Genomic DNA, 24922 nt, shown 5'->3' with positions numbered 1-24922 from the left:
CGGCCGCGCCGCCCGCCGACTCCGCCGGCAAGGCGCCGGCCGCACCCGGCGCCGTCGGCGGGGCCGCCGCGCACACCGCGCCCGCCGCCGAGAAGTTCATCTGGAACTTCAAGTTCAAGGGCGGCCGGGGGACGTTCCGCGGCAACATCCTCGAATGGCTGTACGGCATGCCGTGGCGCGACAACACGGCGAACTTCGACCTGGAGACCAGCACCGCGGTCAAGCAGATCAAGTCGACCGACAGGTACGGCAAGGCCGGCGACATCGCCCGGTCGGCGACCCGGGACGCGAACCGGGCGATCCAGGCCAACCCGAGCATGGCCGGCAAGCGATCCCAGGCCGTCATCATCACCGAGACCGACGCGCCGGCCAGCGCCGGAAACGCCATCCGCACGGCGACCAACCCGGGACGCGGGCGGAAGATCCCGGCCAGTGCCACCGCGCCGGAGCACGTGCGCGGACTGCCGGGCCGGACCGGCATGCTCGGCAAGGGGCTCGGTGTCGTCGGGTTCGGCCTGTCGGCGTTCGCCCTGTGGGGCGACTACCAGCACGGCGACTGGGAAATGGGCGTCGGTGACGCGCTCGGCGCTGTCGGCGGTGGCCTGGAGCTGTACGCCATCGCCGTGCCCGGTGCCACTGTCGCCACCGTCAGCGCGATGACCGCCGGACTGGTGATCGGTGGCATCGGTCTGGCCGCCGTCTCGTACGTCAGCATGAACCGGGCCGCCGAGGCCGGCGACACGCCCGGGGTGGTGGCCGGCGGCGTCGGCATCGGGGCGGGTCTGGCCATCGCCGCGGGTGCCATTGGCATCGCGGCCGGCAGCGTGGTGATCGCCCCGGTCGTGCTCGTGGTCGGCATCGTCGCCGCCGTCGGCGTGGGGATCTTCCACGCAGGCCGCTACTTCGACTGGTGGTGACCCAGGTTTCCCGGGGCCACGTCGGCGATACTGTCGACGTGGAGTACGTGTCCAGAGTGCCGCGACCGCCGCTGGACGGGCTGATCGACGACCTTTACTACCTGGAGGGTGCGCCGCCGTACGCCCGGCTGACGCTGCCGGCAAGTCCGGCGGCGTTCCTCGTCGTCAACCTCGGGGCACCGTTTCGCGTCCGTGCCGGCGCCGACATCGAGACGGCCGAGTACGCCGACGGCTGCGTGGTCACCACGCCCACCCGCGCGTTCGAGTTCGGCTACCCACTCCGGACCCGGTCCGTCGGCGTGCACTTCAAGCCGTGGGGGCTGGCGCCGTTCCTGCCGATGCCCGCAGCGGAGCTGTGTGACCGGCCGGCGACGATAGAGCAGGTGTGGGGCCGGTCCGCCACTGCAGAGCTGCGAGACCGGCTGGCCACGGCCGAGGGACCTCACGAGATGCTGACGCTGCTTGAGGAGGAGCTGATGCGACGGCTGGGCGAGGCGGCCGGCCTGGGGCTGGTCCGCCATACGAGCCGCATCATCGCCGCGACCAGCGGGGCGGTGGCGATCGACGACCTGAGGCTTTCCGTCGGTGTCAGCAGCACTCACCTGGCACAGCGGTTCAAGGAGGTCATCGGCGTTACGCCGAAGCGGTTTGCCCGCACGTACCGCTTCGCCGCCACCGTGCTCTCGATCAAACCCGCCGAGCCGATCGACTGGGCCGACCTCGCCGGTGGCGCCGGCTACTTCGACCAGGCCCACTTCGGCCACGAGTTCCGGGCCTTCACCGGGCTCACACCGACCCGGTACGTCGAGGTCAGGCGGCGGTTCCTGCGCGAACATCCCGGCCACGTGCTGGACGGCTGGCCGCTACCGACCGATTGATTCCTTACAAGAGCGACAGCCCACGAAACTCTAGCGTGAGGCCATCCCCAAGCAGAGGAGCGCGCCCATGGGCGAAGTAGTGATGTACGGCTCGGTGTCGGTGGACGGCTTCATCGCGGACGAGAACGACCAGCCCGGGCCGCTGTTCGACTGGTTGACCAGCGGTGACGTCCCGCTGGACGACAGTGGCGTGTTGACGGTGTCACAAGCGTCCTACGACTACACCCGGCAGTACTGGGACCGGATCGGGGTGACGATCGCCGGCCGCCACGTCTTCGACCTCACCGACGGCTGGGACGGGAAGCCGCCGAGCGGGATCGACCATGTGGTCGTCGTGACGCACCGGCCGATGCCCGAGGGTTGGGACCCCGAGGCGCCGTTTCACTTCGTCGACGGTGTCAAGGCGGCCGTGGCCAGGGCGCAGGAGCTAGCTGGTGACCGCCTCGTCGAGGTCGCCGCCGGCGACGTCGGCGGCCAGGTGCTTGCCGCGGGCCTGGTCGACGAGGTGCGCATGGACGTCGTACCCGTCGTGTTCGGGTCCGGCAAGCGCTACTTCGGGTCGGTCCACGCGCAGCACCTGTTGGGGGATCCTGACGTGGTGATTCAGGGCAACCGGGTGCTTCACCTGCGCTATCGGGTGCGCCGTTGACCGATCCGGGCGGGCTGGCGGGTGTTGAGCAGGCCGCTGTCCACGTGGAAGCCGCTGTGACCGGGGCGGGGCTGAGCTCGCATTTGGGTGCTCGGGTTCTACTGCCAGGCCACGTCTCGATGGTCAGTTCGGTGCGCGGGGCCAGGTCAGGCTGGGCCGCTGACCAGCGGGTCGTGGACCCGGCCGAGGAACAGCGGTACGCCGGTGAACCGGTCGTGGATGACGTACAGGAATGGCCGGTTGACGAAGAACTGCGGCCCTTGCGGGATCGACGGCGGCCGGACGATGACGGCCGACGCGGCCGCGGCTTCGGTACCCTTCTCGTCCACCGCGATGAACGTCTCGTGCACCACGTCGTCGATACACAGGGCCGGTTCGGTGCTCATGCCGGTGAAATCGGCCTGTGACGTGAACGCCGTGGGCATACCGAGGCTGCTCAGTGCGGCACCCAGCTCGGCCGGCAGGCGGAACGTCCACCGGGGCAGGCGCAGTTCGACGTCGGTGATCCGGAACCCGGTCAGCAACGCGCCCAGCCAGGCCGCGTCGAGGTTCGCCTCGACCGCGGCGAGATTGTCCCGGGTCGGCATGACGATGGCCATGGCAAGTCCGTCGCCGGCATAGGGCACGTCGACTGCGCGCCATCCGTCGCCCTCGAGGTAGCCCATCCTGTCGAACGGTCCGCGCATGATCGGGACGTCGACGACGGTCCCGTCATCCCTTGTGAACGGTCCCACCGCCGTGGCGGTAGCGGTGAACGGGTACTTCCAGGCCGCTTTGAGGTAGATTGCGTTGGTCAGTATCAGGCTGGTGTTGGGGCTCACGGCGTCGGACTGCAACAGCTCCGGGATCTTCGCGTTGGTCCGATCGGACACCCATGTGTTGATTTCCTGGCGGGCCACCTCGGGCGCGCCGCGGAAGTCGACCGGTCGCGGCGTGGCGCCGTAATAGCCGGCCAGGGCGTCCCGGAACCGGGGTCGCAGACACAGATCGAGTCGTGTCCACAGCGCATTGGCAGTGGTCAGCCGAGGCTGCTTGACTCCGTCACCGTCCTGGTACCGGCCGGCGAGCGTCTGCTCGACGGTGTTGAGCCCGCTGTCGAGCGCGCCGGGGCGCGGATGCGGCGCGTGGAGCACCGTGTCCATCTCGTCCGCCGTGGTCGAGCCGGCGCCCGCCCGGGTCATCGCGAGCGCGAGCCCGACCGAGAACGGCGCGCACACCACATTGCCGCCTGCCCGGGTCGATGCCACAGTGCGGTAGAGGTCGGCCGTGAAGCCGCTAACGGCGGTGGCGGCGGCCTGCATCGTGGCCGGGTCGGGTGGTACGCGGACCGCATCCGTTGCGGTGGACGGCGTGCCGGGCCAACGGGGATCACCTGGGGCGGCGGTAAGGGCAGCGGCCGCAAGCGGGACCGCCCGCAGGAGGGATCGACGCGAAACCATGTATCGAGGTTAGAGCAGTCCCACGGAAACTCACCAGGCACAAGCCCAAATTCATCGAAACTCAGCAATGTCTGTCACTCGTACCGGTACTTCAGCGAGTCTGCCTCGGCCTTCTCGATGTCAGCGATCGTCAGCTCGGGCATTCGTAGCTGGGCCAGCGTCACCTCGGCCGAGGTCGGCTGGGCGTCCGCCGGCAGCCACTGCTCGGGCTTCCAGGCCCCGCTGCGCAGCAGCGCCTTGGGGCAGTGCGGGTAGACCTCATCGATCCCCAGCACCAGTGCGGTGGCCGGTGGCTTGCCCACGGCGGTCAGCTGCGACAGCAGCTCGGGGCGAGTGGAGACGCAGGCCCGGCCGTTCACCCTGAGCGTTGTGGTGCGCCCTGGGATGATGAACAGCAGCCCGGCCCGCCCGGTGGCGACGACGTTCTGCAGGGTGTCCAGACGCTTGTTGCCGGTGGCGTCCGGTATTGCCACCGTCCGTGCGTCCAGGACGGCGACGAAGCCGGCGGGGCCGCCGCGCGGGGAGACGTCGCAGTTGCCCTTGGCGTCCACCGTGGCGACCAGGACCAGCGACGAGCAGCCGATCAACCGCCGGGTCTGCTCGGTGAGCTCGGTCATCTGCTTCCGCACGGCCGCGTCACTGGGGAGTTCGTAGGCCCGGCGCAGCGCCTCCTGGTCGGGTACGGCGTCGAGGCGCAGCGAGTCGAAGGCGCTGGTGGCAAGGGCTGGCGTCATGCATCGACACTAATCGACCAATCTGACCGGTCCAGCCGTCGTCACGGCGGCGGCCTTGCCCAAATCATCTTAGTCATTAAGATAATCGCGTGAGCATATCGACGGACTTCTCGGTGGCGATCGCCGGCGCCGGCCTCTCCGGCCTCTGCCTCGCCCAGTACCTGATGCGCGCCGGCATCGACGCGCACGTCTACGAGCGGGACCCGGGCCCCTTCGTCCGGCGGCAGGGCTACCGGATCATTCTCGACCGTTACGGCATCGAGGCGCTGCGCGAGAGCCTGCCGCACTCGCTGTACAACCTGGCGCTGACCACCGGTGACGAGCCCGGCGGGCACCTACGCTTCACCGACAGCCGGCTGCGGGACGCGTTCACCATCACCTTCAAGGACGAGCCGCACGCGACCCGCCAGGTCGACCGGCTGACCCTGCGGTCGATCCTGCAGTCCGGGCTGAACGGCCGCATCCACTACGGCAAGGACGCCGTCGCGGTGGACGGCGGCGACCCGGCACGGCCGCGGCTGCTGTTCTCCGACGGCGGGTCCGCAGCGGCAACCGTCGTCGTGGGCGCGGACGGCGTCGGCTCGGCGCTGCGCGCGCAGATCATGCCGGACGCGGACCCGGCGAACACCCCGATGGCAGGCATCTACGGCCGGTCGCCCCTGCGACGCAACGGCGAGAGCGTCATCCCTGACGCGCTGCGTACCAGCGGGGTCCTGGCCATCGCCGACCGGCCGGGCCGCGCCTTCTTCTTCACCTCCATGCGGTTCGGCGAGAGCCCGCCGGAGGCGTTCGGGCGCCTGGCCCCGGGCAGCTATGCGCCCACCGGCGACGACTACGTCATGTGGGGACTGCTGCTCCGGCAGGAGGAGGTGCCAATGGGCCTCCGGGGCGACCTGCTGGCGCTGTGGAGACTGGCCTCCGGGATGAGCATGGACTTCCACCCGGTCATCCGGCGGCTGGTCGGCACGGCCGAGTTGGACGCCACGGTGCTCAACCTCTTCGCCACCGGCCAGCGCCCGCACCGGTGGGCGGTGCCCCGGGCGACGATGATGGGCGACGCCGTGCACGTCATGCCGCCGTTCGGCGCGCACGGCGGCAACACCGCGCTGCGTGACGCCGCCCTGCTCGGCCACAAGCTGGTCGAGGCCAGGGCCAGCGGCGCGCCGGTGGAGGAGGCGATCGCCAGCTACCAGGACGAGATGGTGCCCTACGCCTTCCGCGCCGTCGAGACCGCCGCCAGGCTGATGCGCCGCCTCACCGGGGGAGCGGCCGCACCCCACTGGGTGCTGACCCGCGTGCTACCTCGGCTGCACCGGGTCACCGTACCGGAGGGATGATTGCGGGCATGTCCCACGAGCCGGCCCGTGCGTCCGCGATCGCCGACCTCATGCGCGCCGGACGGGAGACGTCGCGGCTGTCCATGGTGTTCCGGTACGCCATCGCGGAGCGGCTGGGCCTCACCGTGAGCGACCTGGAATGCCTGGACTACCTCGCGGACGTCGGGTCCGCCAGCGCGGGGCAGGTCGCCGAGCGGACCAACCTCACCACCGGGGCGGTAACCAGCATGCTCCGCCGGCTCCAGCAGGCGGGCTACGTGACGGCCGAGCGCGATCCGGCGGACCGGCGGCGGGTGATCGTCGCCCTGCGGCCGGAGCGGATGGCCGAGCTGGAGCGACCGTACGAGCGGTTCGCCGAGCGGGCGGAGCAGCTCATCGAGGGCTACAGCGTCGAGGAGCTCATGCTGTTGGTCCGGCACTATGACCGCATGCAGGCGATGTACCTCGCCGAGTTGGACCACTACCGCACGCGAGCGTCGTCGAAGGCGACCAGCCGTCCCATGAACCAGGCGGGGTCGGCCAGGTGGGGATAGTGGGTGGTGGCGGGTGTGGTTCCGACCAGCGCGCCGGGAATGCGGCTGCGTAGCCAGTCCGGGTAGTCGACGCCATCGCCGCTGACTACCTCATCGACCTCAAGCTGCCGGCGAAGATGCCCACCTGCTCCGTCGAGGGAGTGATTCACGAGGACGGTCGAGCCGGGGTGGGGCGGGGCTGCTCTCGCCCCACCCCGGCAGCGGCGTCGCCGGGCACCGCCCTCGCAGTAGCGGCGATGCCGGATCGGCATGAACACCGCGACTTCGGTCTTCGACCGCATGCCACATCGCTGCCAGGGTCGAGTCCTGCCCGACCGGCGCTGTCCGGCGCCGGGCCCACGGCATCAACAAGGAGCGATCATGGTTCTTGCGACACACCGGGTGGTGACCGCGGTGGCAGCGGTGTCCCTGGCCGCGTGCGGCCCCGCCGGCGCCACCGAACAGCCGAAGCGGGACCGTGCGGTGACGGCCACCGCTTCATCCGCCGACCGGGACCACGCGTTCCGACAACTGGAGGAGCGGTTCGACGCGCGGCTGGGGGTCTACGCGATCGACACCGGCACCGGCCGGACGGTGCGGTACCGCGCCGACGAGCGGTTCGCGTACTCCTCGACGTTCAAGGCGTTGGCCGCCGCCGAGATCCTCGACGAGACCACGGACGCCGAGCTGGAGCGGGTGGTGCGGTACTCGGCGGACGACCTGGTGACCTACTCGCCGATCACGGAGCAGCACGTCGCCGAGGGCATGACGCTGCGCGCGATCGCCGACGCGGCCGTGCGGTACAGCGACAACACCGCCGGCAACCTGATGTTGCGTCACCTCGGCGGACCGCAGCGGTTCGAGAAGGAACTGCGGGAGGTCGGCGACAAGATCACCGATCCGACGCGCTACGAGACCGAACTCAACGAGGCGCGGCCGGGTGACCGGCGGGACACCAGCACGCCGCGCGCACTTGCCGAAGACCTGCGGGCGTACGCCGTCGCCGACGCCCTTGAACCAGCGGACCGCGACATCCTCACCGGTTGGCTGCGGGGCAACACCACCGGCGGCGAGCTGATCCGCGCCGGTGTGCCCGACGGCTGGGTCGTGGGGGACAAGACCGGTGCTGGCGGCTACGGAACCCGCAACGACATCGCGGTGATCTGGCCCCCGGACCGCGCGCCGATCGTCCTCGCGGTCCTGTCCAGCCGCGACCAGAAGGACGCTGCCTACGACAACGCCCTGATCGCCCAGGCGACCGAGGCCGTGATCGCCGCGCTGTGACGGTGTGCCGGCCCCCGCCCGGGAGGCGTGGTACCTGCCAGCTGATCGCACCAACTGGATCGAGGTAGACCAAATCGCTCAGGAGGTGACCGACCCGGACTGGCCGCAGACCGCCGTGACGATGAGGCACCAGCGGCGCGACGGCATCAATCCGCCCGTCTACGAGAGCTTGGCAGCGGCGATGCACGGCAAGCCGCGCATCGACTTTCCCGCCCGCTCCGACGGAACTCATCCGGTAAGGACGTCGGGCTGCGGCGATGGCGGATGGTGAGGGCCGGCTCGTCGGGCGGCGAGTGCGGGCTAACTCCACCAGGGCAGGGTGCCCGTTCGTAGGTGGTCGTGCAGGCTTCGGGCGACCTGAGCCATCGTCGCCTCGCTGCCCGGTTGCGCGACGGCGGGCACCCGGGAGGCGGTGAGCGCGGCGACCGCGTACGACTGCCCGTCGGTGTGCTCCACCACGCCTACCTCGTGGCGTAGGTGCAGCAGGGTGCCGGTCTTCGACGACCAGCGGGACGCGTCGGAAATGAAGTCGGGGGCGAGGCGTTGCCGGTGCAGGTTGTCGGCCATCAGGTCGCGTACCCGGGCGGCGGTGGTCTGGTGGATCGTCGAGGGCCGCCAGAGGGCGTGCAGCAGGTCGACGAAGGCCCGGGCGGACCCGGCGTTGGCGCGGGTGACGTCGAGTTGGGCGACGGGGTGGCCCTGCCCGGGGGTCGTCGCGCCGATGGCGAGGGAGTGGGCCAGGTGCGCGTGGTCGGGGCCGAGGCGTTCCGCCGGCGTGTCGGCGAGGTCGCCGACCCGGTGCCGCACGGCGATGCCGTCGATGCGTAGCCGCCGCAGCTCGGCAGTGACCGCAGCCGGCGGGATCAGGTCGAACAGGGCGTCGGCGGCGACCCCGTCGCTGACGGAGGTGCTCAGGTAGAGCAGGTCGTCCACGGCGATCCGCGCGGGGTGGCGGAAGCGGCTCAGCCCGGTCGGACCGGGGGTGGTGATCAGACCGGGCGTGACGTCGACCGGCATCGCCGGGTCGAGTTCCCCGCGCACGACCCGTTCCAGAACGGCGACCGCGAGCGGCACCTTCACCAGCGACGCCGACGGGTACGGGGTGTCCGCATCGAAGCCGATCTCCGCCCCGGTGTCGAGGTCGCGGACCAGGAAGGCGCCGTGCAGGCCCGCCTCGTCGAGCAGGTCACGTGCGTTGCGTACGACGGCGATGGCGCTCATGCCGGATCTCCTATCGAGCGGTCACCGGGTGCGCCGCCCCCGGCCGACCCCGGGTGCCCGTCGGTGGCGCCCAGGCATCGTGCGATGTCCGCGTACAGGACTGTGCGGAGCTGGTCGAGGTCCTCGCGTACGCCGGCGGCGACGTCGTAGCCCCGTAGAAGTCGAGGGCTGGCGAGACGGCACCAGTGCAGCCCGAAGTCCTCGGCCTGCTGGCGGGAGCAGAGCAGCAGGTCGGGTGAGCCGAGGGCCGCTGCCGCGGCGTCGACGAGGGACGGCGCGACCGTCACCTGGGCCGGTGCCAGTCCGGACGACTGGCCGGCGCGGGTCAGTGGGTCACGCAGGTGCGCGACGTCGTCCTCGGGCTGGATCAGGATTCGCCGGCGTGCCTGGGCGCGGGCTCGGCCGCTGCGCAGCGTCTCCAGGAACACCGTCGACGCCGGAAAGGGGGTCCGGGCGGCCAGCCCGAGCGGCACCCGCCAGGCCGCCGTCTCCTCCGGAACCGCCACGATCCCGGCGCCGACCTCCAGGGTCTGGCAGAGCCGTTCGCGCTCCTGCGGACCGGCCGGCCGTACCTCAAGGTGGATCCGCTGCCGTCGCGCCGCGACCACCAGCGCGGCGAGGCGCTGCGGCGGGCAGATCTCGAGGACGGCGATCCGCAGCGGACGCAACCGGGCCCGCTCGGCGTCGTCGGCCATGGCGTCGGCGAGGTCGACCAGGCGTCGCGCCGTCGGCAGCATGTCCTGCCCGAACGGGGTCAACCGGACCGCGCGGGACGACCGGTCGAACAGGCGCGCCCCGAAGTGTTCTTCCAGGGCGGCGATTCGGCGGCTGGCGACCGACTGGGGGATGCCCGCGGCGGCAGCGCCGGAGGTGAAGCTGCCGTGACCGCTGACGGCGACGAAAGCCCGGCAGGCGGCGACCACATCCATCCGCCGAACCTATACCTGGAACGCATCGAAGAGACGGCAGGGAGCGGGAACGGCATCATTTCGCCGCTGGCCGCTGGACCTCACACTGATGTGAGGTCCAGGCTACCCGCGGGTCGGAACGCGGCCAGTGACACCACGTCACACAGGGCCGTGACGCGGTGTCACTGACACGTGGTCACGAGGACTGGTGTCGTTGAGGCACCTCCACCCGCTGCCGAAGGAAGTCGGCGTGGCCGCTGTGGCTTCGAAGCACGACCTCGCTCCGGGTGGACCACCGCAAGAGGGACAGGAGACCTGGACGTGTATCGAAGACGAGGCTTCGCCCTGACGGGAATTCTTGGCATGGTCGGTGCCATGGCTGCGGTCATCCCGGCGACGGCCGGGGAGTCGACGGCCGGGAAACCGCCGGCGGGGCTGCAGTGGGCGGCGTGCCCGCAGGACGTGGTGGCGCCGCCGGTGGTGCAGGCGTCGGTGCAGTGCGCGAAGGTGCCGGTTCCGCTCGACTACCGCGACCCCGACGGCACCCAGATCGAGCTGATGGTGTCGCGGATCGCGAGCGCCAAGCCGGAGAAGCGGCGCGGGGTGTTGATGTTCAACCCCGGCGGGCCGGGCGGCACCGGGCTGGACCAGCCGGGTTTCCTGGCATCCAAGGGGCTGCCGGCCAGCGTCATGGACGCCTACGACCTGATCGGCATGGACACCCGGGGCGTCGGGCACTCGACGCCGGTGAGCTGCGGCTTCACCGCCGACGACGCGTACTGGGGCAACATCCCGCCGTACGCGGCCGACGACGCGGCCGTCAGTCGGCAGGCGGAGATCGTCAAGGAGGTCGCCGCGCGGTGCGCGGCGAACGACACCGAGGGACGGCTGCGACACCTGACGACCGCGAACATGGCCCGTGACCTGGACCGGATCCGGGCCGCGCTGGGCGAGGAGAAGGCCAGCTTCTACGGAGCGTCCTATGGGTCGGCGCTCGGTGCGGCGTACGTCTCGATGTTCCCGGACACCACCGACCGGGTCGTGCTCGACAGCAACCTCGGCGACACCCACCTGGACCGGGCCGGGCTGCGCCGGTACGCGCTCGGCATGGAGCAGACGTTCCCCGACTTCGCGAAGTGGGCGGCGGCGCGGCACGACTCCTACGGTCTGGGCCGCACGCCGCAGCAGGTGCGCCGGACCTACTTCGCCATCGCCGAACGGCTCGACGATGAGCCGGCGGCCGACGGGCTCACCGGCTCCATCTTCCGGCACCTCACCTTCGCCTGGCTCTACGGTGAGATGCAGTACGGAAATATGGCGCGGGTGTGGCAGTCGCACCTGAACCCGGGCGCGCCGGCGGCGCCGGTGCCGCCGCCGGCGGCGGCACCGAACCCGGTGGACAACGCCCTGACCGTGTTCCTCGCCGTCAGCTGCAACGACGTCGAGTGGCCGGAGGACGTGGACAGCTACCGGCGCGCCGTCGCGCAGGACCGCGAGCGATTTCCGCTGTTCGGCGCGGCCAGCGCCAACATCACCCCGTGCGCCTTCTGGAAGCACGAGCCGGCCGAGGCGCCCGTCGCCGTCAGCGCCGAGGGGCCACGCAACGTGCTGATCCTGCAGAACCGGCACGACCCGGTCACCCCGCTCTTGGGCGGCGAGCTGCTGCGGAAGAAGTTCGGGCAGCGCGCGCGGCTGGTGACCGTCAACGAGAGCGGGCACGGCGTCTACGTGCTCGGCGGTAACGGCTGCGCGTTGAACCTGACCACGTCGTACCTGGTCGAGGGCGCGATGCCGGCAAAGGACACGACCTGCCAGGGCGGCTGACCTGAGGCAGGAGCCGGACGAGGGCGCGGAACAGGGATGTTCCGCGCCCTCGGCGTCGAGAAGTCCGCCGGTAACGGCTCCGATGTGCTGAAGATTCCCCAATGGCCGCCCGCCCCGCTGAACGGGCGCCAGTGGTACCGGGGTACCACTGGCGGCCGGAAAGTGTCGACTGCGGTACCGCGATCGTGCCGCCGCGCGAAACTAGCGTGGCCAGCATGATTCAGGTACGCGAACTAACCAAGCGATACGGTGCGAAGACGGTCGTCGACCGCCTGTCGTTCACCGCGAAGCCCGGACAGGTCACCGGCTTCCTCGGCCCCAACGGCGCCGGCAAGTCGACGACCATGCGGATGATCGTCGGCCTCGACGCGCCGACCTCCGGCGACGTGCTGGTCAACGGTAAGCCGTACGCGTCGTCGAAGGCGCCACTGCGTGAGATCGGCGTGCTGCTCGAGGCGAAGGCCATGCACCCCGGCCGGACGGCGGTCAGCCACCTTCTGACCCTGGCGCGCACGCACGGCATCCCGCGCTCGCGCGTCGACGAGGTGCTCGACCTGGTCGGCCTCTCGACCGTCGCCCACAAGCGAGTCGGTGCGTTCTCCCTCGGCATGGGCCAGCGGCTCGGCATCGCCGCCGCGCTGCTCGGCGACCCGGCCGTGGTGATGCTCGACGAGCCGGTCAACGGCCTCGATCCCGAGGGGGTCCTCTGGGTGCGCAACCTGCTCACCGGCCTGGCCGCCGAGGGCCGCACCGTGATGCTTTCATCACACCTGATGAGCGAGGTCTCGCTGATCGCGGACCACCTGGTCATCATCGGCCGGGGCAGGCTGCTGGCCGACACCACCGTGGCCGACTTCGTGACCGCCGAGGGCGTCCGGGTCGTCACTCCCGCCCCCGACGCGCTGCGCACGACGATTGCCGGCCCGGGCATCACGGTCACCTCGACCGGCGCCGAGGAACTGCTCGTCGCCGGCACCTCCGCCCGCAAGATCGGCCTGGCCGCGGCCGCCCGCGGCATTCCACTGTTCGAACTCACCCCGCAGAACGCCTCGCTGGAAGAGGCGTTCATGGACCTGACCCGCGACGCTGTCGAATACGAGGCATCCCGATGAAGATCACCCCTGGTGGCGTCGTCGCCGCCGAATGGACCAAGTTCTCCTCGCTACGCTCCACCTGGATCACGACCGGCATCTCCGCTCTCCTCCTGATCGCCTTCGGCATGATCGCCTCGGCTTCCCTGTCGGGCGACAACTTGACCTCGATCGACCTGGCCCTGTCCGGCAGCGCCCTGGCCGCCCTGTCCGTCGGTGTGCTCGGCGCGCTGCTGGGGGCGAGCGAATACACCACCGGCATGATCCGGGCGACCCTCACCGCGGTGCCGCGCCGGTTGCCCGTGCTGTGGTCAAAGAGCCTCGTGGCCGGGGCAGCCGCCTTCGTGACGATGACCATCGGCGCCTTCGTCGCTTTCGCCGTGGGGTCGGCCGTACTCAACGACAAGGTCGCCGGTCTGGGCCTCGGCGACGACGGTGTGCTGCGGGCCCTGGTCGGCGCCGGCCTCTATCTGGGCCTGGTCGCGGTGCTCGGCGTCGCGCTCGGCATGCTCGTCCGCTCCAGCGCCGGCGCCATCGCGATCCTGGCCGGCGCGCTGCTGATCGTTCCCGGTCTGGCCGCGCTGCTGCCGGACTCGATCTCCGAGGCCATCACCCCGTACCTGCCCAGCAACGCCGGCAGCGCGGTGATGGCGTTGACCCCGGCGGACGGCACCCTGGCGCCCTGGGCCGGCCTCGCGGTCTTCGCCGGGTATGTGATCGTGACGCTCGCCGCGGCAGCGTACCGGCTCAAAAGGAACGACGCGTAGGCGCGTAAGGGGAGAATCGGCTGATGAGCACGCAGGGATGGCTGGTGGACCGGCAGGCGGGGTTGCGGGCCTTCGACCGGCTCCGCCCGTGGGTCATGGACACCCTGGTGGCCATTCCGATCGTGCTCTTCAGCATCCCGAACATCATCGAGAATCCCCTGTCGGCGACGATCGCGACGCTGGCCCTGCTGCCGCCGCTGTACTGGCGGCGCCGGTACCCGTTCCCGGCGTTCCTGGTCACCGCGACCATCGAGTTGGTCGAGGGTTTGCTGGACGTCGGCGTCGGCGCCGGGGTGATCCTGCTCGTGATGCTCTTCGGGGTGGCCTCCCGCGGTTCGTGGCGGGCGCTGGCCTGGGCCACCGTGATCACCATCGCGCTGCTGGTGGCCGAGATCTATCTGCTCAACCCGGTGACGGAGAACCGCATCATCACGCTGTTCCTGGTTCTCGGCACGTCGGGGGCCGCGGTCGCGTCCGGCGTCGCGGTGCGCACCCGCCGGGCGTACCTCATCGCCCTTGAGGACCGCGCCGCCCGCCTGGAAGTCGAGCGGGATCAGCGGGCCCGCCTGGCCGTCGCCGAGGAGCGAGCCCGGGTGGCCCGCGAGATGCACGACATTGTCGGACATCACGTCTCGGTGATCGTGGGCCTGGCCGACGGCGGCGCCGCGCTTGCGACCGCGCGGGCTGAGCAGACCGCCGAGCCGCTCCGGTTGATCGGTGACACCGGCCGGCAGGCGCTCTCCGAGCTGCGCCGGGTGCTGGGCGTCCTGCGCGAGGAAGACGCCGATCCGCAGCTGAGCCCGCAGCCCGGCATCGACGATCTCGACCGGCTGTTGCCGAGCGTGCGGGCGACCGGGCTGCCAGTCACCTATTCCACCTCGGGTGAGCTGCACACCCTCGGTCGGGGCGTGCAGCTCGCGGTCTACCGCATCGTTCAGGAAGCGCTCACCAACACCCTCAAACACGCGGGGCGCGGGGCGGCCGCTGACGTCACTCTGGCTGTCGCCGACGGCGAGGTACGGGTACAGGTACGCGACAACGGTCGCGGCGGGCCGGCTCGTCCGAGTCACGGCCTGCTCGGCATGCGGGAACGCGCAGCCATGTACGGCGGCGAGGTGACCGCCGGCCCGGCCGAGAGAGGCTGGCTCGTCGACGTGGTCCTCAAGGAGCCCTCATGACCACCGTGCTGATCGCCGACGACCAGCAGTTGCAACGAATGGGTTTCCGGATGCTGCTCGACGGCACCCCCGGCATGATCGTGGTGGGCGAGGCCTCCGCCGGTGCCGAGGCGGTGCGAATGGTAGAGCAGACCCGCCCCGACGTGGTGTTGATGGACGTGCGCATGCCCGGCATGGACGGTATCGAGGCCACCCGCCGCATTACCGCGGCCGGCTCACGCACTCGTGTGCTGATCCTGACCACGTTCGACCTGGACGAATACGTCTACGCCGGACTGCGAGCCGGAGCGAGCGGCTTCCTGCTCAAAGACGCCCGCCCCGAGGAGCTGATCGCCGGCATCCGCGCCGTCGCTAGCGGAGACTCGGTGGTGGCCCCCAGCCTGACCCGCAAGCTGATGGACGCCTACCTCCAGCGTCCAGAGGCGGCCGTACATGCGGACCCCCGCCTGAGGAATTTGAGCGAGCGAGAGCGAGAGGTGCTCGAAGCAATCGGCCAGGGCGCCACCAACACCGAGATCGCCGAGCGCTTCACCCTCACCGAATCCACAGTGAAGAAGCATGTCGGACGCGTGCTAGCCAAGATCGGAGCGCGAGACCGAATCCAGGCAGTCATCTTCGCGTACGACAACGGCCTGGTCGAACCACGGGCCTGAGTTTGCCCTCCTCGCTGTTGGTGCCGATGTGGAGATCAACGTTCGCGCCGCGGTCGGCGTCAACCTTCTCGTCGGTGTCGCCTGGATCGTCGCCTTCACGCGCTTCCTGCGGGCACTCGACGACCTGCAGCGCAAGATCACGCAGAATGCGTTGGCAGTGACCCTCGGAGTGGGCTGGGTCGTCGGCTTCGCCTACTTCGTAGCGGATGCCGCCGGGCTGGTCACCTACGGCCTCAACATCGCGCTCTTCCCCGCGCTGCTGGGAGTTGTCTACGTGATCGCCTTCGTGGTCGGCCGGATCAGGTACCGATGAAGAACCGCATCGCGGACCTCCGAGCCGAACGCGCCTGGACGCAGGCTGACCTGGCTCAGCGCATCGGTGTGTCACGACAGTCGATCAACGCGATCGAGACGGGGAAGTTCGACCCCAGCCTGCCGGTGGCGTTGCGTCTCGCCAAGCTGTTCAACCTGACGGTCGAGGACATCTTTACCGATGATCAGCGATGCCCATAGCCGCCTGAAATTACGGGCGCCGATGTGATCGGGTGGCAGCGTAGGAGTTCAGACCGCCGGGATTACGGCCTGGATGAGGTGTGGTCCCGGTTCGGTGATCGCGCGGGCGGCGAAACGTCGGCATTGGCGCGTGGTGAACGACGGGTATCCCGGGCGGGGGTCCTGCGTCGATCATTGCCCGAAGATAGATGCGAGTCACTCTCATCTCCTGGCGGAACGCCCGGGCGCGGAGGGCGAGACGTCGGCACCGGAAGCCGGGCGTGACCGAACGGCCCGACTCCGCGTCCCCGGAGGATCGCCATGCCACGTCCCGCTCTCCGTAACCGGCTCGCTGCGTTCACCGCCGCCGTCCTGACCGCGAGCGTCCTGACGGTGACCCCACCGTCACCGGCGCTGGCCGCCACGACGTTCGCCGCCAACGACTACTGCCTCGGCCAGTGCGCCGACATCCTGCCCCCCGGGCAGAACGGCAACGCCACGCTGGTCGCCATCCTGGCGCACCAGGCGCTCGGCACCCGCCCGGCGCACTCCAGCGACCAGCTCGACGAGTACGCGAACCTGGTCTACAACTACGCCGGGCTGACCGACGAGCAGATCGCCCACTTCTACAACGACGCCTCGTTCGGCGTCCCGGCCGCACAGGTGGAGAGCACCGTCTCGCCGCGCGCCGACGTCACCATCGTGCGGGACAAGGCCACCGGCGTCCCGCACGTCAACGGCACCACCCGCGCCGGCACCATGTTCGGCGCCGGCTACGCCGGGGCCCAGGACCGGCTCTGGGTGATGGACCTGCTACGCCACGCCGGCCGCGGCACGCTCACCTCGTTCGCCGGCGGCGCGCCCGGCAACCGGGAGCTGGAGCAGAGCATCTGGGCCAACTCGCCCTACTCGGAGGCGGACCTCCAGGCCCAGGTGGACGCGCTGCGCCTCAAGGGCGCCCGGGGTCAGCAGCTCTACACCGACGTCGTCGACTACATCGCCGGCATCAACGCCTACATCGACAGGTCGATCGCCGAGGACAACTACCCGGGTGAGTACGTGCTCGCAGGCGCCGGCAAGCCGAAGCACTTCACCATGACCGACCTCATCGCCACCGCCGGTGTCGTCGGCGGGCTCTTCGGCGGGGGCGGCGGCAGCGAGATCCAGTCCGCGCTGGTCCGGGTGGCCGCCCGCGCCAAGTACGGTGCCACCGAGGGCGACCGGGTGTGGGCGGCGTTCCGCTCGCAGAACGACCCGGAGACCGTGCTCACCCTGCACGACGGGCAGAGCTTCCCCTATGGGGCGACGCCGCCCGGCGCTACCAGCGCGGTGCTACCCGACGCCGGCTCGGTGGTCGCCGAGCCCCTGGCCTACGACGCCACCGGCGGGGCCGCCGCCCGCACCGGCGCCAGCACCGCCACCCCAGGGCTGCTCGGCGGCCTGGCCAACCTGCGCGCGCACGGCATGTCCAACGCGGTAGTGGTCTCCGGACGGCACACCACCACCGGCAACCCGGTGGCCGTGTTCGGGCCGCAGACCGGCTACTTCGCGCCGCAGTTGCTGATGCTCCAGGAGTTGCAGGGGCCTGGCATCAGCGCTCGCGGCGCCGCGTTCGCCGGGCTCAACCTCTACGTGCTGCTCGGCCGGGGCCAGGACTACGCGTGGAGCGCGACCTCCGCCTCCCAGGACCTCACCGACACGTACGCGGTGCCGCTGTGCACCACCGACGGCAGCGCCCCGACGCTGCGCACCAACCGCTACCTCTACCACGGGCAGTGCCTCGCCATGGAGGCGCTGGAGCAGCGCAACTCCTGGTCCCCGACGCTGGCCGACTCCACCCCGGCCGGCTCGTACACCCTGCGCGCGCTGCGCACCAAGTACGGGCTGGTGGCCCACCGGGGCCTGGTGAACGGGCAGCCGACCGCGTTCACCAAACTGCGCTCGACCTACCGGCACGAGGCTGACTCGGCGGTCGGCTTCCAGGCCTTCAACGACCCGTCGGCGATGGGCAGCGCGGCGGCCTTCCAGGCGTCCGCGGCCGATGTGGGGTACGCGTTCAACTGGTTCTACGTCAACTCGACCGAGGCGGCGTACGTCAACTCAGGCTCGAACCCGATCCGTCCGGCCACCGCCGACCCGAACCTGCCCACGAAGGCCGAAGCGGCGTACGAGTGGGCCGGCTGGAACCCGGACACCAACGACGCCACCTACACCCCGGCGTCGGCGCATCCGCAGTCGGTCAACCAGGACTACTACGTCAGCTGGAACAACAAGCAGGCGCGGGACTTCGGGGCGGCGGACGGCAACTTCAGCTTCGGCTCCGTACACCGGGCTCAGCTGCTCGACGGCCCGGTGCGCGCGGCGATCGCCCAGCGCAAGCTCGGCCGCGCCGACGTCGTCAAGATCATGGCGGATGCGGCGGTGACCGACCTGCGCGGCCAGCAGGTTCTCGGCGACCTGCTGCGGGTGCTGGACAGCACGCCGGTCACCGATCCGGCGCTGGCCGACGCGGTGGGCAAGCTGCGCGCCTGGCAGCAGGCCGGGGCTCGCCGGGTGGAGACGTCCCCCGGCTCCAAGGTCTACCAGCACGCCGACGCCATCCGGATCTTCGACGCCTGGTGGCCGCTGCTGGCCTCGGCGCAGTTCCGCCCCGGCCTCGGGCCGGATCTCTACGCCGCGCTGGTCGACGCCATCGAGGTGAACGAGGCGCCGTCGGGCGGCCAGAACGGCGGGCGCGACGGCACCGCGAGCTGGGCGTTGCAGGGACAGGCGCACAAGGGCTCGTCGTTCCAGTACGGCTGGTGGGGCTACGTCGACAAGGACCTGCGGACCGTACTCGGCGACCCGGTGGCCGGCGGGCTGGGCCGCGCGTACTGCGGCAACGGCAACCTCGGCGCGTGCCGGCAGGCACTGCTCGACGCGCTCGGCCAGGCCGCCGCCGTGCCGGCCAGCACTGTCTACCCCGGAGACAAGTCCTGCGGGGCCGGCGACCAGTGGTGCGCCGACTCGATCGCCCAGTCCGGGCTCGGCGGCATCACCCACCCGGTGATCGCCTGGCAGAACCGCCCCACCTACCAGCAGGTCGTCTCGTTCCCGGCGCGCCGGGGCGACGACGTCACCAACCTGGCGCAGGGCCGCCCGACCACCGCGTCGAGCACCCAGTTTCTGACCGGCCACACGCCGAACAAGGCGGTCGACGGCAGCCTCGGCAGTCGGTGGGCCAGCAGCTACAACGACAACCAGTGGCTGCGGGTCGACCTCGGCGCGGCCCGCAGTGTCAGCCGCGTCGTGCTGCGCTGGGAGGCCGCGTACGGCACCTCGTACCGGATAGAGGTCTCCGGCGACGGCAACTCCTGGACGCCGGTGTTCGCCACCACCACCGGCAACGGCGCCGTCGACAACGCCACCTTCGCCCCGGTCACCGCCCGCTACGTGCGGGTGTACGGGATCAAGCGGGCAACCTCGTACGGCTTCTCGCTCTACGAATTCGAGCTGTACGGAAAGTGACAGTGCCCGGAGGGGGCGGCGCGAACCACTCGCCGGCCCCTCCGGGCGTGCGCAGCGCCATGGCTGGCAGTCGGGTCTGAAGCGATCAGCCCGGCAGCGAGCCTGCTCCGATCACAGCGCCGGGTATCACCTCACACGGCAGGCGCCGTCGTGGGCATGGCACCCTCGGCGAGTTTGAGTCGCGTCCAAATGTTCATGTTGATGACAACAGCCACGATCTCCTGGATCTCGTCCTCCGTGAAGTGCGCAGCCACCCGGTCGTGCGCCTCCTGCAGTCGCGTGTTGACTGTGACGTCGGAGGCCCGGGTCAACGCCTCGGTGTAGGCCAGGGCGGCTTGTTCCGCTTCGGTGAACAGGTGCGTCTCCCACCACGCGGTGAGGGTCTCGACCTTGGACGGCGGGATGTCGGCGACACGGGCGGCGGCATGGTGCACCAGAAGGCAGTAGCTGCAATTGTTGATCTGCGCGACGCGTAATCGCAGAAGCTGAGCCAGGGCCTGGTCCACCTGGAGTGTGGCGGTGTGGCCGAAAGCTGCGGCCCCGGCATCTGCCAGAGCCATGAGTTGTTCGTTTGTGACGTTCAGTCGGACGTTCTGAATCCTGGTATCCAAGAGGTGACCTCCTGCAGATCACAACGACAAGACCAGTGGTGGGGACGTCCACTCGGTGCGCAGCAGACCCGCCCAGCCCTTGCTGGCCGCACCAGCACGGATAGCGAGACCACGTGGCGCAACGAGGCACGCGCCCCCGGCCCGGTGCTGCCGGCCGTTTCTCAGCGAGCCCACCGTCAGGGCAGACGGCCTGTTTTCAGCGCGGCCCGACGAACTCGGTCCGCACGCTCCATGCGAACTGAATCAGCAGGGTCACCGGGGACCTCTCGGCAATGTCGTGCATCACCTTCAGGTCGTCGGGGTCGGGCTCCTCGCTGAGCGTGATCGTGCGTTGCAGGTAGCGCTCTGCGCCTTCCTGCTCGGGTTCGTGGTAGCCGATCTCGACGGTGATATCGCCGGCGGTGTCGTACTTGTAGTCGACATACTGCCGCAGCGTCTGAGCAGTGCACGACGCGAGCGCCATCAAGAGGTACTCCGTCGGCGTCGGGCCGTCACCGAGTGCGCCGTTGTGTGGTTCGTCGGCGACGAACGTGAAGCCGCGGGTAGTCATGTCCGTGCGCCGGCGCTCGGTGGCCGGAAGGACAACTCGGGCCGATGCGACGACATGATCATGAGCGGTTTCCATCAGCCGCGCCTTCCTGTAGATCCAGTGGTGAGGGGCCCAGGGATACGCAGCCAGCAGCAGCCGAGCCGCAGTCCGGGCAGGGGGCCGTGGCGAGGCGTATCGACCTCATGGCCGGGTGCCTCCGGAGGTTAGTCTTAGTGGACTAGATAGTCCAATCGGTTGCTCGCTCCCAGGGTCGGCTGCTGGGTGAACCTGGACAGCGTGGTGTTTCGAGCTGCACTGATAGGTGGCTAGGGTTCAGTGTCGCCCCGGATGGCTCGATCAACACCAGGCCCGGGAATGGACCAATGGGTCCGTCGACCGGGGTTGGCTGGGAAGTCGGTGCGTGATGTCGAGGAGCATTGCTTGCCAGGTCTTGAGGGCTCCCACGACCTGGCTCTCGTCGACCTGGCTCTCATCGACCTCCGGGCTGCTCGTACCCCGCCGTGAGCAGCCTCGTCACCACTAGTCGGCCCCAGTCAAGGGGTCGGCTCACCGGACGGCTGCACGAGGAACGATCTGATGTGTTCCAGTGCCATGTCCAGCGCGACTCCCATGGGCGCGACGTCGTGCGCGGCGTTCGCCAGCAGGTAGCCGCCCTGCAATGCGGCCATCAACCCCGTGGCCAACTTCTCCGGGTCGGCGTCCTGGCGCAGTAGACCGCTGTCCCGCATCCGGTGCAGACCGTCACTGATCAGCTTTTCCCATGCCGCGAACGTCTCCGACAGCGACGATCGAGCCTGCTCATCTTGATCGGACAGCTCAAGAGCCATCGACCCGAGGCCGCACCCGTATTTGCCGTTGTTCAGCGAGTTGGCCTGGACCAGCGCGTTACGCCACCGGACCAGCCCTGAGAATGATCTCAGTCGTTCGAGCCCTGCACGCTCACGCTGAAGCACAAGCGCGCCTCGATACTTGACCAAGGCGCGCACGAGTTCCTGCTTGTCGGCGAAGTGGTGGTAGAGCTGAGACTTGCTCGTCTGGCTTGCCTCGCGGATGTCGTCAAGGGTCGTCGCGTTCACTCCGCGCACGAGCATCAGCCGGTTCGCGGCCTCGAGGATTCGTTCTCGGGTCGCGATGCCCCGTTGACTGATCCTCCGCCTATTCGTCGGCGCAGCCACCTGCTCGTCGCTCATCTGTCAAGTGTATCCAGCGCGCCAGATAATCTAGCGAGAATGGGACCTTTGAGTCCATCCGATGCATGTCGCATTCAGGCGAGGATGAAGGGCGGACCTTCGCGCCGTGAAAGGGATCGCCACCGTTAGCAGGAGCATTCCTGGACTATTTAGTCCCATTGGCAGGAAGGTTTCGCTGCTGTTGGCAACGCGGCGTGAGTGGCCTCTGGTCAAAGCCCGCACCCACCCGGCGGACTCCTCGTCCGGGCCGACCACCTCGGCCCGGACCGGCGCGCGGACCGGGGTCCGCGCGCCGGAGGTGTCAGGCCGTCGCCCGCTTCGGCAGCTTCCACCCGGGGCGGGGGAAGTGGCAGGTGTATCCGTTGGGGTAGGTCTGCAGGTAGTTCTGGTGCTCAGGCTCGGCTTCCCAGAAGTCGCCCGCCGCGGTGACCTCGGTGACGACCTTGCCAGGCCACAGGCCCGAGGCGTCGACATCGGCGATGGTGTCCTCGGCGACCCGCTTCTGCTCGTCGCCGGTGTAGAAGATCGCCGAGCGGTAGCTCATGCCGATGTCGTTACCCTGGCGGTTCTTCGTCGACGGGTCGTGGACCTGGAAGAAGAACTCGAGCAGCGCGCGGAAGTCGGTCTTGTCGGTGTCGTAGACGACCTCGATGGACTCCGCGTGGGTGCCGTGGTTGCGGTAGGTGGCGTTCGGGACGTCGCCGCCGCTGTACCCGACGCGCGTGGACACCACGCCGGGCTGGCGGCGGAACAACTCCTCCATGCCCCAGAAGCAGCCGCCGGCCAGAATCGCCTTTTCGGTGTTCACATCGTCTCCTTGCCTGTCATCGTGCTGGTGTTCGTGCCACTCGTGAACAGGGTGCGGTATTCGCCGTACCCTGCGTCCTGCAGGTCGTCGAGGTGGATGAACCGCAGCGACGCCGAGTTGATGCAGTAGCGCAGTCCGCCCTTCTCGGCGGGACCGTCGTTGAAGACGTGGCCGAGGTGGCTGTTCCCGTGCAACGAGCGGGCCTCAGTCCGGATCATTCCGTGGCTGGCGTCTTCGCGCTCGACGACGTTCGTCTTGGCGATCGGCCTGGTGAAGCTCGGCCAGCCGGAGTTGCTGTCGTACTTGTCGACAGATGCGAACAGCGGCTCGCCGGACACGATGTCGACGTAGATGCCGGGATCATGGTTGTCCCAGTAGGCGTTGGCGAACGGTCGCTCGGTGCCGTCCTGCTGGGTCACGCGGTACTGCTCCGGGTCGAGCCGCGAAACGGCCTCCGGGTTCTTGCGGTACTGGGTGTGCTGGTGCACAGCTCTCCCTTCATGGCCTTGCGACGCAAAGCTGCGGAGCCAGGCGGAGCGCACCTGGACACGCAAGTACAGACAATCTCCGGGTCGGTCATATTCCCGAAGCCACCACTAGTAGTGGACTCAACAGTCCAGGATGAGGTCTGCAGACGAAACTGTAGACCGCCTCGTTATCAGCGCTGAGCTGGTATTTGTCCCAACCTCAGCAGTGACCGCCTGTCTCAGTAGTGGACTTGACAGACCAGTTTTGCCGCAACTAGGTTCGGGATGTCCGACGGGATGCCTCCGGTGGCGATGCGCTGCCCGACCTGCCCGCCGGCTTTGAGTTCGGCAGACGTCCCCGCCACTCGGCGACATCCTCGCGCGGCAGCCCCTGCCGGTCAGCGTGGTGTGGCACGGCGTCGAGGCTTGGCGCCGCCAATGCTGGGAACGGAGTTGTGCTCCTCGTGGCAGTGCGGCGAGGACTGGATGCAAGGAGGTATCTGATGAAGGCGATCGTGGTGACGGACGAGGCTGCGGGAACGGCCGGGATGACGCTGGTGGAGCGGCCTGAGCCGGCACCGGCCATCAACGACGTCGTTGTCCAGGTTCATGCGTCGGGTTTCGTCCCGACCGAGATGGAATGGCCCTCGACCTGGACCGATCGCCTCGGCCGTGACCGGACGCCATCGATACCCGGGCACGAACTGGCCGGAGTGGTAAGTGCACTCGGGTATGGCACGACCGGACTGTCGGTGGGACAGCGGGTCTTCGGCCTCACGGACTGGACCCGCGACGGCACCCTGGCGGAGTATGTGGCCGTCGAGGCGCGCAACCTCGCACCGCTGCCCGGCGACGTCGACTTCACGGTGGGCGCGAGCCTGCCGATCTCTGGTCTGACCGCCTGGCAGGGGCTGTTCGAGCACGGCCGCCTTCGGGCGGGGCAGAGCGTCCTCGTGCACGGCGCGGCCGGGGCAGTCGGTTCGATGGTGACGCAACTCGCACGGGAGTTCGGCGCCTACGTCATCGGCACCGGGCGCGCTGCCGACCGTCAAAGAGCGCTCGACTTCGGCGCACACGAGTTCGTCGACCTCGGCAACGAGGCCCTGGAAGACGTCGGCGGAGTCGATCTGGTTTTCGACGTCATCGGCGGTGACATCGGGAAGCGGTCGGCAGGCCTGATTCGAGCCGGAGGAACACTGGTCTCCGTTGTCGGGCCGCCCGAGGTACGGCCCGCGGACGCCCTGACGATCGATTTCGTCGTGACGTCTGATCGCGGCCAACTGGGTGAAATCGTCCAACGGGTACGGGACGGGCGACTGCGGACGAACATCGGCAACGTCGCGGGCCTCGACGACGCCGTCGCCGCTCTCAACCCGACCGAGCGGATCATCGGAAAGACGATCATCAGCGCTCGCCCGTGAGGATTCGGGGAAGTCGGCCCCGACGACGCGTGTTCACTGCCCCCGCTCGGTTGGGTGCGACCGAGGGGATGCCGGGTCCAGCACGTCGGCATACTCCGGATGAGCACTGACGAATGCTGCCGCGAACGGGCACGTCACGGTAGCGGTCTTCCCTTGCCTGCGCAGCTCGTCGAGAACGCCGCCGATGAGCCTGCTCGCTACTCCCTTCCCCCGGAACTCGGGGAACACGGATGTCGCCGACAGGATGACGCGGCCTCCGACCGTGCTGTAGACCAGCCCTGCCGCTGTCCGGCCCCCTATCGCGGCCTCGTAGATGCCGCTCGCGCTGTTGTTGGTGATGACGAAGTCGTCCGCGCCGGGCGGGGTGGCTACCGACAGGCTCGAGCCACCCGAGTCCTGCTCGGCGCTGGCCAAGGTGATCATGCTTCCGGTGTTGTTCACCAATGTTCCTCCTGAATATCATTTCGCTCCGATTGTGCGGATT

Annotated in this window: 26 protein-coding genes; 16 read left to right on the top strand and 10 right to left on the bottom strand. The window is 69.5% G+C overall.

All coding sequences use genetic code 11. The features are described from left to right. The 3 genes from PSH03_RS17840 to PSH03_RS17830 form a co-directional block, all read left to right on the top strand. The coding region (locus PSH03_RS17840) for a hypothetical protein (protein WP_238689817.1) at positions 1-917 on the top strand (917 nt) is incomplete at its 5' end. A 38-nt stretch (positions 918-955) separates the two neighbouring features. Beyond that, positions 956-1795 carry a helix-turn-helix domain-containing protein gene (locus PSH03_RS17835; protein WP_238689816.1) on the top strand — a complete coding sequence of 280 codons (840 nt, stop codon included), beginning with the start codon at positions 956-958 and terminating at the stop codon, positions 1793-1795. A 67-nt stretch (positions 1796-1862) separates the two neighbouring features. Then, positions 1863-2444 (top strand): dihydrofolate reductase family protein, encoded by a 582-nt coding sequence (locus PSH03_RS17830; protein ID WP_238689815.1) that lies wholly within the window; start codon positions 1863-1865, stop codon positions 2442-2444. 146 nt (positions 2445-2590) lie between these two features. Here the strand turns inward: PSH03_RS17830 and PSH03_RS17825 are convergent, their stop codons facing one another. After that, positions 2591-3745, bottom strand: coding sequence for a serpin family protein (locus PSH03_RS17825; RefSeq protein WP_238689814.1), 1155 nt, complete (start codon positions 3743-3745; stop codon positions 2591-2593). Between the two features lie 212 nt (positions 3746-3957). Then, on the bottom strand, positions 3958-4617 hold the full coding sequence (locus PSH03_RS17820; RefSeq protein WP_238689813.1) for an MSMEG_1061 family FMN-dependent PPOX-type flavoprotein: 660 nt from the start codon (positions 4615-4617) through the stop codon (positions 3958-3960). 89 nt (positions 4618-4706) lie between these two features. Here PSH03_RS17820 and PSH03_RS32905 point away from each other — a divergent pair, with 89 nt between their 5' ends. The 4 genes from PSH03_RS32905 to PSH03_RS17800 all read left to right on the top strand — a co-directional run bounded on the left by PSH03_RS32905 (position 4707) and on the right by PSH03_RS17800 (position 8021). Continuing rightward, the gene (locus tag PSH03_RS32905; RefSeq protein ID WP_238689812.1) at positions 4707-5954 is read left to right on the top strand and encodes an FAD-dependent oxidoreductase; all 1248 of its coding nucleotides are present in this window, start codon (positions 4707-4709) and stop codon (positions 5952-5954) included. 8 nt (positions 5955-5962) lie between these two features. Then, the gene (locus PSH03_RS17810; protein ID WP_238689811.1) at positions 5963-6487 is read left to right on the top strand and encodes a MarR family transcriptional regulator; all 525 of its coding nucleotides are present in this window, start codon (positions 5963-5965) and stop codon (positions 6485-6487) included. A 357-nt stretch (positions 6488-6844) separates the two neighbouring features. Continuing rightward, a complete protein-coding gene (gene bla / locus PSH03_RS17805; protein WP_372494790.1) occupies positions 6845-7750 on the top strand; it encodes a class A beta-lactamase in 906 nt (301 codons plus the stop codon). Positions 7751-7835: 85 nt separating this feature from the next. Beyond that, complete coding sequence (locus PSH03_RS17800) at positions 7836-8021, top strand: hypothetical protein (protein ID WP_238689819.1); 186 nt, start codon at positions 7836-7838, stop codon at positions 8019-8021. Positions 8022-8050: 29 nt separating this feature from the next. Here the strand turns inward: PSH03_RS17800 and PSH03_RS17795 are convergent, their stop codons facing one another. Further along, positions 8051-8971 carry a serine hydrolase gene (locus PSH03_RS17795; RefSeq protein WP_238689809.1) on the bottom strand — a complete coding sequence of 307 codons (921 nt, stop codon included), beginning with the start codon at positions 8969-8971 and terminating at the stop codon, positions 8051-8053. Next, a complete protein-coding gene (locus PSH03_RS17790) occupies positions 8968-9900 on the bottom strand; it encodes a LysR family transcriptional regulator (RefSeq protein WP_305076088.1) in 933 nt (310 codons plus the stop codon). The genes PSH03_RS17795 and PSH03_RS17790 overlap by 4 nt, the downstream gene beginning before the upstream one ends. A gap of 354 nt (positions 9901-10254) precedes the next feature. Between PSH03_RS17790 and PSH03_RS17785 the strand changes: the two genes are divergently transcribed. The 8 genes from PSH03_RS17785 (at position 10255) to PSH03_RS17750 (ending at position 19391) form a co-directional block, all read left to right on the top strand. Beyond that, the gene (locus PSH03_RS17785; protein WP_238689808.1) at positions 10255-11703 is read left to right on the top strand and encodes an alpha/beta hydrolase; all 1449 of its coding nucleotides are present in this window, start codon (positions 10255-10257) and stop codon (positions 11701-11703) included. A gap of 215 nt (positions 11704-11918) precedes the next feature. After that, on the top strand, positions 11919-12815 hold the full coding sequence (locus PSH03_RS17780) for an ABC transporter ATP-binding protein (RefSeq protein ID WP_238689818.1): 897 nt from the start codon (positions 11919-11921) through the stop codon (positions 12813-12815). Beyond that, positions 12812-13561 carry an ABC transporter permease gene (locus PSH03_RS17775; RefSeq protein WP_238689807.1) on the top strand — a complete coding sequence of 250 codons (750 nt, stop codon included), beginning with the start codon at positions 12812-12814 and terminating at the stop codon, positions 13559-13561. The genes PSH03_RS17780 and PSH03_RS17775 overlap by 4 nt, the downstream gene beginning before the upstream one ends. Positions 13562-13584: 23 nt before the next feature. Further along, positions 13585-14739 carry a sensor histidine kinase gene (locus PSH03_RS17770; RefSeq protein ID WP_238689806.1) on the top strand — a complete coding sequence of 385 codons (1155 nt, stop codon included), beginning with the start codon at positions 13585-13587 and terminating at the stop codon, positions 14737-14739. Next, entirely contained in the window at positions 14736-15392 is a 657-nt protein-coding gene (locus tag PSH03_RS17765; RefSeq protein WP_238689805.1) for a response regulator, read from the top strand. The genes PSH03_RS17770 and PSH03_RS17765 overlap by 4 nt, the downstream gene beginning before the upstream one ends. A 28-nt stretch (positions 15393-15420) precedes the next feature. After that, a complete protein-coding gene (locus PSH03_RS17760; protein ID WP_238689804.1) occupies positions 15421-15705 on the top strand; it encodes a hypothetical protein in 285 nt (94 codons plus the stop codon). Next, positions 15702-15905, top strand: a complete 204-nt coding sequence (locus PSH03_RS17755) for a helix-turn-helix transcriptional regulator (RefSeq protein ID WP_238689803.1) — start codon at positions 15702-15704, stop codon at positions 15903-15905. Before PSH03_RS17760 ends, PSH03_RS17755 begins: the two co-directional genes overlap by 4 nt. A gap of 300 nt (positions 15906-16205) precedes the next feature. Next, on the top strand, positions 16206-19391 hold the full coding sequence (locus tag PSH03_RS17750) for a penicillin acylase family protein (RefSeq protein ID WP_238689802.1): 3186 nt from the start codon (positions 16206-16208) through the stop codon (positions 19389-19391). A gap of 131 nt (positions 19392-19522) precedes the next feature. On the opposite strand, the gene PSH03_RS17745 is transcribed toward PSH03_RS17750, so the two are convergent. From PSH03_RS17745 to msrB, 5 genes are all read right to left on the bottom strand, one after another. Continuing rightward, positions 19523-19897, bottom strand: coding sequence for a carboxymuconolactone decarboxylase family protein (locus PSH03_RS17745; RefSeq protein WP_238689801.1), 375 nt, complete (start codon positions 19895-19897; stop codon positions 19523-19525). Positions 19898-20198: 301 nt separating this feature from the next. After that, positions 20199-20627 carry an OsmC family protein gene (locus PSH03_RS17740; protein WP_210780504.1) on the bottom strand — a complete coding sequence of 143 codons (429 nt, stop codon included), beginning with the start codon at positions 20625-20627 and terminating at the stop codon, positions 20199-20201. A gap of 458 nt (positions 20628-21085) precedes the next feature. Next, positions 21086-21742: a TetR/AcrR family transcriptional regulator gene (locus tag PSH03_RS17735; RefSeq protein ID WP_210780503.1), complete on the bottom strand. Its 657-nt coding sequence runs from the start codon at positions 21740-21742 to the stop codon at positions 21086-21088. Positions 21743-22043: 301 nt separating this feature from the next. Further along, positions 22044-22550, bottom strand: a complete 507-nt coding sequence (gene msrA / locus PSH03_RS17730; protein ID WP_238689800.1) for a peptide-methionine (S)-S-oxide reductase MsrA — start codon at positions 22548-22550, stop codon at positions 22044-22046. Beyond that, on the bottom strand, positions 22547-23038 hold the full coding sequence (gene msrB / locus PSH03_RS17725) for a peptide-methionine (R)-S-oxide reductase MsrB (RefSeq protein WP_238689799.1): 492 nt from the start codon (positions 23036-23038) through the stop codon (positions 22547-22549). Before msrB ends, msrA begins: the two co-directional genes overlap by 4 nt. Positions 23039-23520: 482 nt before the next feature. Between msrB and PSH03_RS17720 the strand changes: the two genes are divergently transcribed. Then, complete coding sequence (locus tag PSH03_RS17720) at positions 23521-24438, top strand: NADP-dependent oxidoreductase (RefSeq protein ID WP_238689798.1); 918 nt, start codon at positions 23521-23523, stop codon at positions 24436-24438. A 33-nt stretch (positions 24439-24471) separates the two neighbouring features. Here PSH03_RS17720 and PSH03_RS17715 read toward each other — a convergent pair whose 3' ends face one another. Then, positions 24472-24879, bottom strand: coding sequence for a GNAT family N-acetyltransferase (locus PSH03_RS17715; RefSeq protein ID WP_238689797.1), 408 nt, complete (start codon positions 24877-24879; stop codon positions 24472-24474). Between the last annotated feature and the right edge of the window lie 43 nt (positions 24880-24922).

The organism is Micromonospora salmantinae (assembly GCF_022230905.1).
GTDB classification, from domain to species: domain Bacteria; phylum Actinomycetota; class Actinomycetes; order Mycobacteriales; family Micromonosporaceae; genus Micromonospora; species Micromonospora salmantinae.
The sequence above is the reverse complement of the archived record's forward strand: the minus strand, read 5'-3'. Positions and strand labels throughout refer to the sequence as shown.